Genomic DNA, 15,374 nt, shown 5'->3' on the forward strand with positions numbered 1-15,374 from the left:
ATGTTGGTTTCTTGCTTGCCCCGCGCCTCTCGGCGACAGGAATTACATCTTAACACGTTTCATCGAGGCTGACAACTGTTTTTTTCTTCCTTATCGCAAGCCAGCGATAAAAACCGTGATTCCCAACCGCTTCGTTTCAAAATCTCGTTTGCGGCCGGAATAAGAATATACCATGGCCAAATGCCTTTCGGCAACAGGTTCTTTCTTCCAATTTTACATCAACCCCCTCTGCTTTTTGCAACGAACGATATATACACCTTGAAGGGAATGGACAATCTAAAGAAACAGCAAAGATGCCCGCCATCGGAGTCCCCAAAGGGAAGCAGCTTCCGACAGCGGGCCTGACAATCAAGGGACTCCATTCCGGTTGAGACTTGCGCGAACAAATTGGCTTCATTTTCCGAGCGGCTCACCGGCCCATGCTCATGCGCCGTGGTTCTGCAAACAAAGCCTTTCATCAAGCCCGGACGTCTATGGTCCAGCCCAGAAGGGTTTTGCCTGGCTTCTATTACTGCGTATGCTCGCTTCGGCGAAGGGATTTGAGATCGGCGGAGATCATTTTCCCGGTGCTGTTAAGCATGCCGGATTCGCCAAAGACGTACACCCGGCCCCGAAACTCCACCGCATGCTTCCACTCTCCCGCCGAAAGCACCGTCTGCTTCGTCCAGTTTACGGCATCCTCGGAAACGAACACGGCGCCCTCGCTGCCCACCGCGAAAAACAGGCCGCCGATAAAGGAAATGCCGTGGAGAACACCCGCACTGGAGCCTCTGAGCGTGAACCCGTCCTTAAAGACGGCTTCTTTCCAGCTCCTTCCGTCAGCCGAGCGAAGAATGGTGGAGGAATCGTTGGGGTAATAGTTGCTGGCGGACGTCACCACAAACTGTCCGTTCCCCCAAACGACATCATAATAAGGAACGTCGGTATTGCGTTTGATTCGTGTCCATGCGGTCCCGTTATCCGACACCAGAATCAGCCCGTCTTCCCCAACCGCCACAAATGTCTTGCCGCTCCATGCAATCGAATGAATGTCCGATTTCACATTGGTTTTGTGCACCGTCCACTTCTTTCTGTCCTTGGACGACAGGATCAGGCCTTTCGTTCCGGTTACGTAGTAGGTATCCTTGGCCTTCATCACCCGGGTCAGGCTTTCCTTTGTTGGTGAAGGTAATGCCTTCCAGCTCGATCCGTTTGCCGAAGCCATCATCCTGCCGTGAGCCCCGACGGCAAAAAATTCACTGCCCGTCCAGACCACGCTGGATAAGGGATAGCCCTGCACCGAGGAGGACGACCATTTGCCGTCGGATGAAAGCTGGACCGCTTCCGTTGTGCTCTTCTTGACCGAGTCATAATAATCCAGCTTGCCGCCGACCAGAACCAGCTTCCCGTCGCCCGCCTTTGCCGCGCCTTGAAGGCTCGTCGGCATACGGAACGAATACTTGGAATGCAGCCTCCACTTTTTTCCGTCCGTGGAGGTTTGAGTTCCGTAATCTGAATAGGCGACAAACTGCTTGCCGTTATGCAGCGTCATCCGGACAAATTGCTCCGGGCTGTTAAGGAAACCTGCCGCGCTCCAGCTTTTTCCGTCTTTGGAGGTGAGGTTTGCCGGTACGGTGTCGTCCTTTTTGGAATCCGTATAGTTGAAGCCTCTTACGAAAAAACGGTCTTTCACCCAACGGACGTCCGACCAAAAGCCCTTCGACGCGACATAAGACCATTTCAAGCCGTCCCGGGAAATCATAATAGTCATGTCCCCTACGCCGACAAACATCCCGCCGCCAAAAGCCAGCCCCCACATCTCCTCATAATTGGGCTGATGGGTCTCAACCCTTTTCCAGGCGATGCCGTCCTTCGATACCGACACTGCGCCTCCGCCGTAGCTCTGAGCGACAAAGGTCCCATTTCCCCAAGCCAGGCTCTTGATGTCCATTTTCAGGCCGGAGCTTCGCTTGGTCCAGGTCAAGCCGTCGTCCGAGGAATAGATCATGCCTTCCGAATAGGTTCCACCGGCAGCGACGTACCGTTTTCCGCTCCATACGACGGCTCTTATGTATGGCGTAGGGATGCTCTTGGCGGTCTTCGTCCACTTGGCGCCGTCCTTGGACGTCCATATCGAAGTATGGTTCGCTTCCTCCATGAACCCGAAGAACATCCCTTTTCCCCAAATGATCGTGATAAAGCTGTTGTTGGTGCCTACCCAATTCGTCTTCCAGACCAGTCCGTCTTTGGACGTCTTTACGTATCCTCCGTCAATCGGCACAACGTAGACTCCGTTTCCGTACGCGTAATGCTCCATCATCCCGGTGATCAGGTTGTCATGGGAGGTCCAGTCGAGCGTGAGCTCGGCCGGAGCCAAGGAAGCCGTAGCAACGGCACCTTCAAGGCTGCCCCCCTGCGCCTGAAGCGGGCGGACGGGCAAGACTTGAGCAATCAGAAAAAGCGTCAAAAACATGGATAAAAAGCGGCGATTACGACGGGAGCGGTTCATCCTTTTTCTCCTTTGCAGCGATAGGTATTGCTCTATTTTAGCATTATTCATACCCGCCGAAAGTAACCGATGTCGCAGCCGAAAGCTATTCAGTGCAACGCTGCGAGGCCGACCCCGAACCAATGTTGGCCTTCCGCCAAAACCCGAACTCCCAACTGGCTTCCCTCTTCTTCCCGATGAAATCAAAAACGCTCCACCACCACCTTGCCGACCGTACGGCCCGTTTCCAGCAGCGCGTGCGCTTTCCGAAGGCTTGCGGCATTGATCGGCTCCAGCCTCTCGGTTGCAGTCGTCCGGATCACGCCCGCATCCTAAAGCCGCGCTAACGCACATTTATGTGATATAGTATCTATTTGTTCTCCGAATCAAAAACGGCGCTTCTCCCGGTCACACAGGGAAAAGCACCGTTTCTCTGCGTTTGTTACGGCTGAACGGAAACACGTCCCGCCTTCTTGTAAGCTTCGCCCCATTCTTTCATGGCGGTAATCACCGGGATCAGCGTCCGTCCAAACTCCGTCAGCGAATACTCGACCTTTGGCGGTACCTGTTTGTACACTTCACGGTGCACAATCCCGTCTTCCTCCAGCTCCCGCAGCTGCAGGGTCAGCATCCGCTGCGTGACGGCCGGGCAGATGCGCCGGAACTCGTTGAACCGTTTGGGTCCATTCATCAAATGATACAAAAGCACGCCTTTCCACTTGCCTCCAATAACGTCCAGTGTAAATTCAACCGGACACCCCTCGTCGTTCGGACACACGCCATACCCGCTTTTGCGATCCCGCATCGCCGATCCTCTCCTTTCCCGTGCAACCATATTCCGCAGAAACCGGCTCCGTTGTTGTCCTTTTAGGCGTTCCCCGGCGGGTTGGCAATTTTAGCGAAGGCTCGTTGTTTTTCCGCCCGGCAATTCCGCCGCGCTCCCGTCCACGCTCACCCATACGCTCTGCGCGGAGGGGTTGTGCGCCCATCCGCAGTCCGCCGAAAAACGGAGCCGCTTCAGCGCGGAGACATAAGAAACGATCTCGGCATTGGTGGCATACCAAGTATCCGCTTTGCCGCCCGCAGCCTCGCCAAACCGGTCCAGCAGCTCCCAATTGCGGTCGTCCTCAAATTCGTAGCTGTGCCCCCATACATAAAGCAGCGCCATTCTCGAATGCCCTTGCCCCAAAGCTGCAAACCGGACGGCGCATTCCGCCATCTCTTTGTGGTGGCAGGTCGGATGCCATTTCAAAAAATCCGCCGGCATATCAAACCGCCCGTGGCTTTCCACCGTTCGGGCGTATTCGATTCCCAGAGCGGGCAAAAGCGAAACCACCTGTTCGTTATAGGTGCCGAACGGATAGCTCATCCCGCGAACCGGATAACCGACCAAAGCTTCCAGCGCCCTGCGGTCCTCCATTATCTCCCCCACGGCTTGCTCGGGAGGAGACTGCTCAAGAAAAGGATGCGTTACGGTATGGGCCGATACTTCGTGTCCCGCAAACAGGGAAGGCACCTCATCGGGAGAAAGGAACCCTTCCTTGCCGAGCGTGCCGCTGTTCAAATGAAACGTCCCTTTAAAGCCGTATTCGTTCAGCTTTTCCACCAGTCTTTTGTCGTAAATCCGCCCGTCGTCAAAGCTCAGGGTAAGCGCCTTATGAAGCCCATTGGGAAAACAGTCATACCGTATGTTCATCTTCCGTCTCCTTTATTCATAATCGAGAACCACCATCTGATGGCATTCCAGCCGGGGAACGGTGTAAGAAACCGCGCCGACCTCCTGATGAAAAGAAAGCGGCTCCAGCTGAGGAGCAAGGTATACCTTTGTGACACGGCGGGAAGTCCGGACGGAAACCGGAACATTATGGAGCGGAACGATATCTTCAATCACTTCGATGTTCCTCCCGCGGCGGACCGGGGAAGCGTAAAGCAGGTGGTTGACGAACCGCTTCTCTTCCTTTTGCTCCTGCAGCGTGACGACGCCCTGGGCGGGCAGACCGGTTTGCAGCGTCTTGTCCGGAAGCAGCCGGTTCAGCGCGTAAAGAACCGCTTCCTTCAAAATCAGGCTTCCTTTGTCCGCGTAGTCCTCAAAGACGTTCCAGGCAAAATAGATTCCGCTGCCGCTTTCCACCATGCCCGGCCCCCCGTAAGCGTAACTGCATGGCGTATGCTGGTGGGAGCAAAACGCAAATACATCGCGGTTGAAATACGGGTCTTCGCGGCGGCCAAGCTCCGTTCCGCCGGCAAGCTCAATTCGCTGTCCCCGGGAATAAAACACATAAGCGGCTTCTCCCAGGCTCTCCAGCTTGAACAGCGGGCGAAAATAATCGGGCCGGTACGGGTTCTCTCCCGTGTGCTTCACCCCGAAGTCGATTGCGAAGCGGGTTCCCTCCGGATCAAGCCCGGACCATCCCGTTGCAAAAAGCTTCCCGCCCTGAAGCAAAAATTGTTCCAGCTTGTCCCGCAGTTCCTCCTCCACTGCCACATAGTCCGGTAAAATCAGCACTTTATACGGAGTAAAATCATGTGTTTTGTCAATGACGTCAAACAGCAGGTTCCCCTCCAGCAGCATGCGAACGGCACCGGCGTCGGCATCCGCCGCTCGTCCCGGCTCCGCTTTGGCCTTCGGGTGGACGCCGGCCGCTTCCAGCGACAGCAGCGCCACATCCGCGACATTCGCCACCTTCACGCACCAGGCTTCCTTGCGCTCCACCTCGCGGTAGGCCGCGCCAATCAGCTCGTAGGTCGCTTCGTCCATCCGGCCGTCCGGGTGCAGCTGATCGCCGATCGAGCACCGCGCGCCGTTGGCGAGGCTGAGCGCGGTTTCGTAACGGAGCGCGTTCGGATGCTTGTAGCCTCCGAATTCTCCCCAGGAGGTATGAAATTTTCCGGTCATGCCGAGAAAATCGACCCCGAGCGTCTGCGCATAACGGGCCGAAAGCGGAAAATGGTCATAGCCCCAGCCTCCGGTCGGCAGCGATTCCAGCTCCAAATGCGTGTTCATGCAAACCAGGTCCCGCCGGCCTCGCGTGAGGTGCCCGCTGTTGTGAAAGATCGGGAGCCCCGGCTTGACCGATTCAACCGTTTCCTTCACCCGGGCGGCATAGGCCGCATAGGTTTTTTCCCAAAGGCTTTGCATGGCTGCCTCGTCGCGCGGGTCCTTCCCTTCCCGGCGGATGCTTACCACGTAGCTGTGGCAGTAGCAGCGGCGGACGCCGACAATATCCAGAAACAGCCCGTCTGCGTCATACCGGGACAAAACCTCCCGGATTTGCTCCAGCAGAATATCCAGATAAGGCGAATTCATGCAAAACTGATGGTAGCCCGGCTCCAGGAACCCCTTTACCCAGTTGGTCTGATCGTTTTCGTCGCGGATCAGCCATTCCGGATGGCGCCGGGCCAGCTTCTCGTCCACCCCCGCCGACAGGTAGACCGGCGTCTTCACACCGATTTCATGGGCAGCCTCGATGAGCGCCGCGAGCAAATCGAAGCTTAGCCCGGGGTGCGTTTCGTTCGCCTCCGAGGGATGGTAAGCCCAGCCGTGGTGGCATTTGGAGAAAACCGTGACGGAATCGACATGGGCCCGCATCAGCAGCTCCTGAAACTGCTTCTTGTCAAAACGGGCTCCGATCGGCGCTATCGCTTCGGAAGTATGAAAATCAAGATGAACCTGACGAAATCGCATGAGTACGCTTCCTTTCCGTATCGGATCTTCCAATCAGGGGCGTGGATTAGACTCCTTTTTTCATTGGTTGCCTGCATGAACTATTTAAAGTTAACCGTACTTCTTCGATATATCTCTCCTGCTCTTCATCGGGAATCATATGACCCGAGTTGTGAAACTCAACAATCCTGCAATGAGGGAGCATTTTTTTGTAATCGTCGTTAAGGCCGCAATGGTTGACCACCGTTTCGATATCCGACAGATGGTCGGCCAGCGTATAACCGGTTTTCGGTGTCGAGCTTGATCCTCTTCCCCGAAAGCTGAAAGCTACGATATGACCGGAAAGCCTGTCGAGGAGCGGAAGCGCCCTCTCGGCAGATTCCCAAAAACCGCAAACAATCAGTAAGAGGGGCTTTCTTGGCCGGCTTCTCCTTTCTCCAGAACATGCAAGTTTACAGAACCGTTGTTTATGCAGAAGCTTTTCATTCTCCTGCGTCCTCCATTCCTATTTCCCACCGTCTTCATGATAGCCGAATTCGCTATCTGTCGCTGTGCTTCATGTCCTTTTCCGTAACACAAGGTTGCATTCACTGCTCAAAAGATTCCGTGGTCGGGAGGAGACGCATTTCTCTAGGCTCAGAAAGAGTATAGCAGCATGTTGAGTCTACGGTGATCTGAAAATCCGATTCTGCCTTGCCTCGTTCTCCCTTCCTATCTCTCTGCTTTATTGGCTGAAAATCGCAAGTGGCGGGCACAAGCCAACGAAGCCCAGGAAAAAAGGCAAATAGGTGCACAGCGATACTTATTTGGATGATATCCCGTTCCGATCGCAAAAATAATTCCCTAGACGCACTTAATTCCGACTAAACAAGCGTTAGCCGGAGAAAAGCGGAGAAATAATTGCTTTTTTGCATTTAATCGGTCGAGAATAGACAAAATGATCGGATTAGTTGATTTTTTGCACTTCCTGTCCACGCTGCGAGCGCAAAACGCTCCGATTAATGGGGAGTTCGCGCCCGCTGCACTTTTGCATAAAAAATGCCTACCGATACTTTCTTGACAGCCTGAGAAGCGGGTCTCCCCGCTACTGGTATAACCCGCCTTTTTGCAACAACTGCTTCCATCCCCTGTCCGGTAATCAGAATATAAAACACCTCGTGAATATCGCAATCAATTTAGGGTTTAGAAATCGGATTTCTTTGCCAACTTTGCGTTCGCAATTTCTAAACAAAGCAAAAAAGCTTCTTCGAATAGCAGAAGCTTTTTTGCTGGAAAATTCTCTTTCCATTCCGCATAAAACGAATTCGCTGCCTGAATATATGCGAACTGCCTTTCGTCATGGATCTTCTACCGTTTCGCCTTGTAAAATTCGTGGTACAGCTTCATCAGCGCCCGCTTCTCGATGCGGGAGACGTAGCTGCGCGAGATGCCCAGTTCCTTGGCGATTTCCCGCTGGGTCCGTTCTTCCCCGCCCGCTTCCAGACCGAACCGGCCGCGGATCACTTCCTGTTCGCGCGGATCGAGAATGTCCAAATGGGCGTAAATTTTCGATTTTTCAATTTTGAGCTGCACCATTTCGGCGACATCGTCCGTTTCGGTGCCCAAAATATCAATCAAGGTGATTTCATTGCCTTCCTTGTCGGTGCCGATCGGATCATGGAGAGAGACATCCTTGCGGGTCTTTTTAAGAGATCTCAAGTGCATCAAAATCTCATTTTCGATACAGCGGGCGGCAAAGGTGGCCAGCTTCGTCCCTTTTTCCGGAGAAAATGACTCGATTGCCTTGATCAGCCCGATGGTTCCGATGGAAATCAGATCCTCCAAATCTTCGCCGGTGTTATCGAACTTTTTGACGATGTGCGCCACCAGCCGCAGGTTGTGCTCAATCAGGATGTTGCGCGAAACCGGATCCCCTTCCTGCATCCGCCGCAAATGCTTGACCTCGTCCGCTTCCGCCAAAGGCTGCGGAAAGGCGTTGTTCTTCACATACGAAACCAGGAGCGACAGGTTTTTGATCAGCAAAGCGATTGATGCAAAAAAAGCAGGCACTTTCGTCACCCTCCCACGATGCGTATAAAGCATCTTATGTGGGCGGGTGCCCGGAAGTGCCTGTTCGGGCGGATTTCGCGGAACCTGTTTTATGTGGCGAAGTTTTGTTTCATTTTAAGATGAAATCAACCCCATGCTCATTCACTCCGGCTTAAGATCGCGAGCGATACATCGCTTTGTTCTCCAGCCCGCGGACCGGCTGGGTCCACGTTTCCTTGTCCGGCGTGGTGTTCAGCGCATCCTCGGCCATTTGCAGCTTTGCGTCGAGCGCGTCGATGTGATGCAGCGCCACGGCTTCCGCCGTCTGCGGCTGCACCGGACTTCCCCATTCCCCAAGGTTGTGATGGGAAAGAACAAGATGCTGGAGCCCCACGACCTGCTCCGAGTCGAGCGAAATGTCCAGCCGCAGGGCGGCTTCGGTGATCCAATTCGCCGCCAAGGCGATGTGGCCGAGCAGCTTTCCTTTTACGCTATAATCCGTCACAACGCCGAGCTGCGCGATCATCTCCTCCGGTTTGGCAATGTCGTGCAAAAGGATGCCCGCCTTGATCAAATCGGCATTCAGAAACGGCCGCTGCTTGCAAAGAAACTCACCGATTTCCAGCATGCGGACCATATGATAGGCAAGCCCGGCATAGTAAGCATGATGATGCAGTTTCGCGGCCGGGTAATGCTCCAGCTTATCTCCAACCTTGTCTGCGCAATAGCGGACAATGTCCCGAATCACGGGGTCTTCGATACTCGCCATCACCGTATGTATAGTCCGGATTAATTCCGCCGCTCCGATCGGGGCCGCACGGATGAAATCCGTCAGCGAAACACCGTCTTCCTTTGTGGCGTTTCGAATCCGCAAAACTTTAACCTGCGGCTTCTCCCGGTACAATTGAACCGTCCCCTGCACCTTCACCAAGGTCATTGGCGAGAAGCTGTCCTTTTCCGTTTCTCTTACATCCCAGTATTTAGCCGGAATCTGACCGCTGGCATCACAAAGCACCAGATCGAAATAATCTTTCGCCGGCGTCGTGTTGGTTTGCTTGCATTCCAGCTCTTTCAACAAGAAGAAACCCGTGAATTCCTCCTGGGCGTTCAGTTCTTTAATCAGCGGCATCCGTTCTCCTCCGTCCGCAACCTTTTTTCGGCCATTCCATTTCTGTTATAACCATTTACGAAACAGATTGAACTTACTCCGGATTTCTACCGCATCAGGCGGATATTCAGGAAATCTGGAAACAACAGCGGCCGGAAGTCCAAGCATTCCCCGCAGTCGTGACGACTCGTTATATTAAACTCTTCAAGTTCAATCTATAGAAAAGTATAACATACCGGAGAAAAGACAACGGAGGAAACATGAACTCCCATGAGGCAGGACAAAAGACTTTCCCGGACCGCCGGGGGAAGGAGCAAGCAGCCTGCGGCAAGCAAAAAGACGCCTTCGCCTCGTGCTGCGAAAAGCGTCTCCGCCCTTTTTCACACTCTAATTCTTCAGTCAGTTCTCGGCAGCGGCCGCCGCAATTTTCTTTGTCATCAATGTTATCGCCGCAATGTAGGTATACACATTATCGGGAAACCGGATGTCTTTCAGCGGAAGGGTGCTGTCCACGTGAATTACAAGCAGCTGGATTTGAGCAGCCTGGTTAATGTTGTCCTCCTGGAAGCGGGTGTAGGGCATGTAAAGCTCTTCATCTGGATTTTGAACGTCCTTGTTGAAGCATTTCCAATCCCGGATGCCGAAGGGCACTTCCTCGACGTCTCCATTTGCGTATACCAGTTCCAGCACATCGACAAAATCTCCCCAGGTGCTGATGCCCAGGAAAGCAATGCCCGCATAGCTGCCTTCCGGAACGGAAAGCGTTTGGCCTTCCAGGCACATCAAGTCCGGTTCGGGTCCCCGGGTGGCCGGAAACTGAAACGGAACTCCTTTTACGGCAATTCGTTCGCCGTTCGGCAGCAGTTCGCCGCACAAGGATTCCCCAATGTGATTGATCGCGGCGGGGACGGACGGGGAAAGCCAGGAAATTCCCTTGGTGTTATACCGGCCGGTCAGGTCGATCTGGCGGAACGTCTCATCCATGGCTCGTCACCCTTTCGGCGAAAGCTTCAAGCTCTTCCGCACACTTCACCTCATGACTCATGATCCCGTCCAGACGCTCGGCAACATCCTGATAATCGTAGGCTTGGTTGACCTTTGTTTTCATCAAGCGGTTTCGAAACGCCATCCAGCGGTTTGCTGTCCGGTTCAGAAGAGCGGATAAGCTGCCCGATGCCTTGTCTTTCAAGGGAGACGCCTCGGAAAATTCCAAAAAAGAGACAAACTCCAGGAACTTTAACTTCTGGTCGGTTACGGCTTGCAGCTGGTTCCACCAGGTCTCCACATAGACGCCCGATTCTTCCTTCAGCCGGAGGACATCCTTTTTGTACCGGTTTATTCCAAGAAGGCCTTCGTCTTCGCTCTGCCCTTTTATCCGGGCCGCGGTCTTCAAAAGCATGCCGGCTGCCTGCGCGGCCGTAACCTGAATAGCGGAAGGCGGCAGGGTGAAGCACATCGTGCCTCCGACGGCGTTGACGTAGCCCCGGTTGATCACATCCATATCGACCCAGCCTTCGTATTCGGGAATCCGGTCGATAACGTACCCTTGGGACCGGTCCTCCGACTGCGTGATGAGGAGAAACCAGTGATTATCATGATACCTCCCCCCGTTCAGAGCCCAGGGAATGTAGTAGCCGTCCACCTTGAGGCAAAGGTATTCCGGAAGCGCGGTATCCGTCAGCCGTTCAAAGGAATGGAACTGCTGCTCGATTCCGTACAGCTCCCGAAGTTTCGTTCGAAGCGTTAATTCATCCTCCTTCTCTCCCAGGACGGAAATAGCGTCTATGCCCCGGTAGTGAAACCGCCAGTTGTCCGAAAACATGTATTGATACGGCTGGTTTTGATTCGTCAGTACGACGGCGGGGAGAAAATCAAGGCAATCGAAAACGTACTTGTTTACCGAATACACGCTGGGTCTTTGCATCCTTCTCCATCACTCCTCAGTCTGGCGAATACTATATAAAGTTCGTCCCTTTGCTTTCGCCTCCTCCCACCCACAAATTAACAATTTTGTGAACATACTTCTTTTTTTGCATAAAAAAACGCCTGCTTCCCCATTGGGGCCGCAGAGCGAATGAAAACGGACGCCGATTCAGGCGGATAACGCTGAGAGAGACGGTCACAATCTACAGCTCCAATGTCATAAATAAACTGTTCGGGTCCTCTGCGTAATCGGCAAACGGGCCGCATGCGCGAAAGCCAAACTGTTCATACAGCTTCACAGCCGGGGCGAAAGCAGCGAGCGAGCCGGTTTCCAGGCTGAGCCGGCGGTATCCGCGCTTGCGCGCCGCCTCAATGATATGCTCCAGGAGAAGTCTTGCGACGCCTTTACGCAAATAGCCGGCGGCCGTGCGCATCGATTTCAGTTCCCCGTGCTTCTTATCCAGTTCCTTCATGGCGCCGCAGCCGGCCAGCTCCCCCCGGTCCCATACGCTCCAGAACGTCACCTCCGGCTTGCGCAGCCCGTCCAGATCGAGCGCATGGCAGCTGTCCGGCCCGGACTCCTCCAGCATGCTTTGCAAATGCTCGGTGACCAGCGCCTGAATTTCCGCGCCGCTTAAATCATCCTCCCGGATCTCCATGCGATACCTCCGTCATTATTTTTTAGGACTACTATACGGACTTTAGCCAAAAAATACAATGGAAGGCCCGCAGCCCGATTCAGTTGACCGGCCGGATGATCCCCGGTAATATAATGTGTACAATATGATTTTTTGCAAGAGAAATGAAAATTGAAGACAAAAGGAGACCGTGAGAAAACCATGGAGCGAACCAATGATTTTATGCAAATTTTGCACGGGCGGCGTTCCGTCCGCCAATACGATCCAACCGTAAAAATCAGCAGGGAAGAAATGACCGAAATTTTGACCGAGGCCACCCGCGCCCCTTCTTCGGTAAATATGCAGCCTTGGCGGTTCCTGATTATCGAAAGCCCGGAGGGCAAAGCAAAGCTTGCTCCGCTGGTCAAGTTTAATCAGATGCAGGCGGAGACCTCCGCCGCCGTCATCGCCGTTTTCGGCGACCTCCAGAGCTTCGATTACGCCGAGGAGATTTACGGCGCCGCCGTGGAGCGCGGTCTGATGCCCGCCGAAGTGAAAGAACGCCAGCTGACCAACCTCGCCCCCTATTTTGCTTCCCTTTCCCGCGAAGCGAACAAAGACACCGTGCTGATTGACGCGGGACTGGTATCCATGCAGCTGATGCTGGTGGCCCGGGCGCACGGCTACGACACCAACCCGATCGGCGGCTACGACAAGGACGGGGTCTCCGAGGCGTTTGGCATGGACAAAGACCGGTACGTGCCCGTTATGCTTCTTTCCATCGGCAAGGCGGCGAACCCGGGCTATGAATCCGTCCGTCTGCCCATTCCCAAAATCACGGAATGGAAATAATGGAAAGGAGGAAGCACAGCATGTTTATCATCCATGCGGTTTTTCAAATCCGTCCCGACCGAAAGGCGGCGTTTCTTGAGGAAACCCGTCCGCTGATCGCGGCCACCCGGGCGGAGGAAGGTAACCTGTCCTACGAGCTGTATCAGCACGCCTCGCAGGACAATGTGTTCATCATGGTCGAGACCTGGCGCGACGCCGAAGCGGTAGCCGCCCACGGCGCCAGCAGCCACTATACCGCTTTTGCCGCCAAGGCGGGCGATTTCGTGTCGGCGCCGCCGGAAGTAAAAGTCTTCAGCGGCGAACCGGTCGCGCCTTAAGGGGCGGTCGGCCCGGCCCTTTCGCCGGACCGGGGTCGGAAAGAAAAAGCCCGCAAGCTTCCCTGTCCGGGAAGGCTTGCGGGCTTTGCCGTTTCCGGCTGGCCCCGGCCGCCGCTTAAATTTTCGGGCGCGGCAAGGCGGGCAGGTCGTGCGGCCGAGCTAGCCGAACGATGCGCCGGCCGTCCCCGGCCGGTGTCCGGCGGGCCGACGGCAGTCCCTCATCTTCACGTGGTCCGTTCAGCCGATATACCCGTTGGCGCGCAGCCAGGCCATGCTTTCTTTCATCGCCTCAATGGCGTTCGGCTTGGTAAAGTCCTGCTCGTATACCGCCCATTCCAGCCCTTGGCGTTTTGCTTCCTCCAGCACGGCCGGGAGGTCGACCTCGCCGGAGCCGAGCGGAACGGTGTCGACCGTTCCGTCCGGCAGACGCACCATGTCCTTCACATGCACCAGGTGCATGCGTTCCGCATTGGTCCGCATATAGGCCACCGGGTCGTTGCCGCTCCGGGTCGTCCAGCAGACATCAAGCTCCAGGCCGAGAAGCTCGGCCGTAACGCTTTCCAGCATGCGGTCAAGCACCGGCTCGCCGTCCACCGTCTCCTCGAATTCAAACCAGTGGTTGTGGTAGCTGTGCACCATGCCCGCTGCTTTACAGGCTTCCCCGATTGTCCGCAGATCGGCAAAGTGAGCTTTCCAGTCCTCCTCCGGCGTCTTGAAGTTCTCTTCAATGAAGTACCGGTCGTCCGGCGAGCCGATGGTCACATGTCGGCTTCCGAGCGTCTTGACCAGCGCAATCTTCTCCTGCGCAACGGGCGCCACCGCTGCAATGGGCGCTACGTGGACGCCCACCGTCTCCAGCCCGAGCTCGTCCAGCAGGCTTTTCAGCTCCGCCGGGGTCATGCCTCCATAACCGATAAATTCCGCGAATTCCACGCCCTGAAAGCCGCATTCCGCGACTTGGCGCAGGGTGCCGACGTAATCCTTCTCCAATTCATCCCGGAGCGTATATAATTGAATGCCAAATTTCATTTTCGTTTCCTCCTTTTAAGCCATTTAAGACCGCGGCGCGAATGATTACTTGGAGCTGGCCACTTTCCAGGCCGCTTCAAATTCCTTCAGCATCGTCGGAATGTCGATCTGCCCGGCGATCAGCTTCTGGGCGGAGGTGCCCAGATCCTGTGTGACGCCGTCCGGGTATTTTGTCCATTCCCAAGCCAGCGCTTTTCCGGCTTGCACGTACGTCTGCACATCCACGCCCGTTTGGCCGATTGAAGCTTCCTCGGCTTTCAGCGACTTCATCGCCGGGATGAACTGGAAGTCCTGCGTCATATATTTTTTGCCCGTTTCCGAGGTAACCAGCCAGTTCAGGAATTCCTTCGCTTCTTCCTTCACCGCCGACTTGTTGTTTACCACCCAGTAACGCGGAACGCCGACAAACAGCTTGTCGTTCAGCGCGCTGTCCTCGTTCAACGGGATCGGCATAATCCCGATGTTCACGTCCGGGTTCAGCTGCTTGATCGTGCCGTCAGCCCAGTTGCCGAGTACCGTCATGGCTCCGTTGCCGGCCGCGAATTCGGTCGCCACGGCATTGTAATCCTGCGTCAGCGGATTGCCGTAGGTGTGGTCCTTTTCAAACAGCATCAGCTTGCCCCAGTTTTCGAACAGCTCGTTGCCTGCAAAAGCTTCCGAGCCGTCGCTTAACCCTTTCATGAAGGCTTCCGGATCGGACTGTTTGGCGAACGCGTTGTTAAGCGAATGCACGCCGAGAGGAAAATAGGAGCTGCCCTGCATCACAAACGGCTTGGTGCCGATTGCTTCCAACTTGACGGCCGCATCCTCCAGCTCCGAAAACGTTGTGGGCACCTTGGAAATGCCCGCTTGCTCGAACAGATCCTTGTTGTACAGGTAGCCGTACCCTTCCAGGCCAAGCGGGAGACCGTACGACTTGCCGTCAAAGGTCATCCCCGGCAGCGCCGCGTCCACAACGTCGCCCATCCAGGGCTCTCCGGACAAATCTTCGAGCTCTTCGGTCCAGATTCCCATCGCCGAGGAGCCTTCCAGCGCGAAAATGTCGGGCATTTCGTTGGCCGCAAACTTGGTTTTTAGCGCCGTGTCGTAGTTTTCGAACACCGTTTCGATTTCCAGCGTCACATTTTCGTGTTCCGCTTCGTAATCGGCTTTGAGCGCTTTCAGTTGCTCGGCGATTTCAATCTTGTGGTTAAAAAACTTGAGCACGACCGGCTCGCCGGAAGCCGCCGGGGCTGATGACGCAGGCGCGGAGCTGTTCGTTGCGCCGGAAGCCGAATCGGAAGCTCCTCCGCCGCAGCCCGAAAGCAGGGCGACAGACGCCAGAATGCCGGCAAGGGTGATCGCTGTTTTTCTCATCGTTGTTGGCCTC

At 55.0% G+C, this 15,374-nt stretch carries 13 protein-coding genes and 1 pseudogene; 2 read left to right on the forward strand and 12 right to left on the reverse strand.

Features of this window, described 5'->3' with window-relative positions; genetic code table 11:
- Positions 1–508 precede the first annotated feature (508 nt).
- The 10 genes and pseudogenes from AC6I6H_RS13875 to AC6I6H_RS13920 form a co-directional block, all read right to left on the reverse strand.
- Positions 509–2,488, reverse strand: coding sequence for a WD40/YVTN/BNR-like repeat-containing protein (locus tag AC6I6H_RS13875; RefSeq protein WP_497954458.1), 1,980 nt, complete (start codon positions 2,486–2,488; stop codon positions 509–511).
- Between the two features lie 182 nt (positions 2,489–2,670).
- A pseudogene (locus tag AC6I6H_RS13880) lies at positions 2,671–2,799 on the reverse strand (zinc-binding alcohol dehydrogenase family protein); the annotation flags it as partial.
- A 110-nt stretch (positions 2,800–2,909) separates the two neighbouring features.
- On the reverse strand, positions 2,910–3,272 hold the full coding sequence (locus AC6I6H_RS13885) for a winged helix-turn-helix transcriptional regulator (protein ID WP_497954460.1): 363 nt from the start codon (positions 3,270–3,272) through the stop codon (positions 2,910–2,912).
- Between the two features lie 90 nt (positions 3,273–3,362).
- The gene (locus AC6I6H_RS13890; protein WP_497954461.1) at positions 3,363–4,163 is read right to left on the reverse strand and encodes a polysaccharide deacetylase family protein; all 801 of its coding nucleotides are present in this window, start codon (positions 4,161–4,163) and stop codon (positions 3,363–3,365) included.
- Positions 4,164–4,175: 12 nt separating this feature from the next.
- Entirely contained in the window at positions 4,176–6,152 is a 1,977-nt protein-coding gene (locus tag AC6I6H_RS13895) for a beta-galactosidase trimerization domain-containing protein (RefSeq protein WP_497954464.1), read from the reverse strand.
- Between the two features lie 1,326 nt (positions 6,153–7,478).
- Positions 7,479–8,213 (reverse strand): RNA polymerase sporulation sigma factor SigK, encoded by a 735-nt coding sequence (sigK, locus tag AC6I6H_RS13900; RefSeq protein WP_497954465.1) that lies wholly within the window; start codon positions 8,211–8,213, stop codon positions 7,479–7,481.
- A gap of 118 nt (positions 8,214–8,331) precedes the next feature.
- Positions 8,332–9,288, reverse strand: a complete 957-nt coding sequence (locus AC6I6H_RS13905; RefSeq protein WP_497954466.1) for a 3'-5' exoribonuclease YhaM family protein — start codon at positions 9,286–9,288, stop codon at positions 8,332–8,334.
- 378 nt (positions 9,289–9,666) lie between these two features.
- Positions 9,667–10,251, reverse strand: a complete 585-nt coding sequence (locus AC6I6H_RS13910) for a beta-sandwich domain-containing protein (RefSeq protein ID WP_497954467.1) — start codon at positions 10,249–10,251, stop codon at positions 9,667–9,669.
- Positions 10,244–11,191: a hypothetical protein gene (locus tag AC6I6H_RS13915; RefSeq protein ID WP_497954468.1), complete on the reverse strand. Its 948-nt coding sequence runs from the start codon at positions 11,189–11,191 to the stop codon at positions 10,244–10,246. The genes AC6I6H_RS13910 and AC6I6H_RS13915 overlap by 8 nt, the downstream gene beginning before the upstream one ends.
- A 202-nt stretch (positions 11,192–11,393) precedes the next feature.
- Complete coding sequence (locus AC6I6H_RS13920; RefSeq protein ID WP_497954469.1) at positions 11,394–11,849, reverse strand: GNAT family N-acetyltransferase; 456 nt, start codon at positions 11,847–11,849, stop codon at positions 11,394–11,396.
- A gap of 180 nt (positions 11,850–12,029) precedes the next feature.
- Here AC6I6H_RS13920 and AC6I6H_RS13925 point away from each other — a divergent pair, with 180 nt between their 5' ends.
- Both AC6I6H_RS13925 and AC6I6H_RS13930 read left to right on the forward strand, forming a co-directional pair.
- Positions 12,030–12,659, forward strand: coding sequence for a nitroreductase family protein (locus AC6I6H_RS13925; protein WP_497954470.1), 630 nt, complete (start codon positions 12,030–12,032; stop codon positions 12,657–12,659).
- A gap of 20 nt (positions 12,660–12,679) precedes the next feature.
- Positions 12,680–12,976, forward strand: coding sequence for a putative quinol monooxygenase (locus tag AC6I6H_RS13930; protein WP_497954471.1), 297 nt, complete (start codon positions 12,680–12,682; stop codon positions 12,974–12,976).
- 237 nt (positions 12,977–13,213) lie between these two features.
- On the opposite strand, the gene AC6I6H_RS13935 is transcribed toward AC6I6H_RS13930, so the two are convergent.
- Both AC6I6H_RS13935 and AC6I6H_RS13940 read right to left on the reverse strand, forming a co-directional pair.
- Positions 13,214–14,005, reverse strand: coding sequence for a sugar phosphate isomerase/epimerase family protein (locus AC6I6H_RS13935; protein WP_497954473.1), 792 nt, complete (start codon positions 14,003–14,005; stop codon positions 13,214–13,216).
- 45 nt (positions 14,006–14,050) lie between these two features.
- Positions 14,051–15,361 (reverse strand): ABC transporter substrate-binding protein, encoded by a 1,311-nt coding sequence (locus AC6I6H_RS13940; RefSeq protein WP_497954475.1) that lies wholly within the window; start codon positions 15,359–15,361, stop codon positions 14,051–14,053.
- Between the last annotated feature and the right edge of the window lie 13 nt (positions 15,362–15,374).

This window comes from Gorillibacterium sp. sgz306347 (assembly GCF_059735245.1).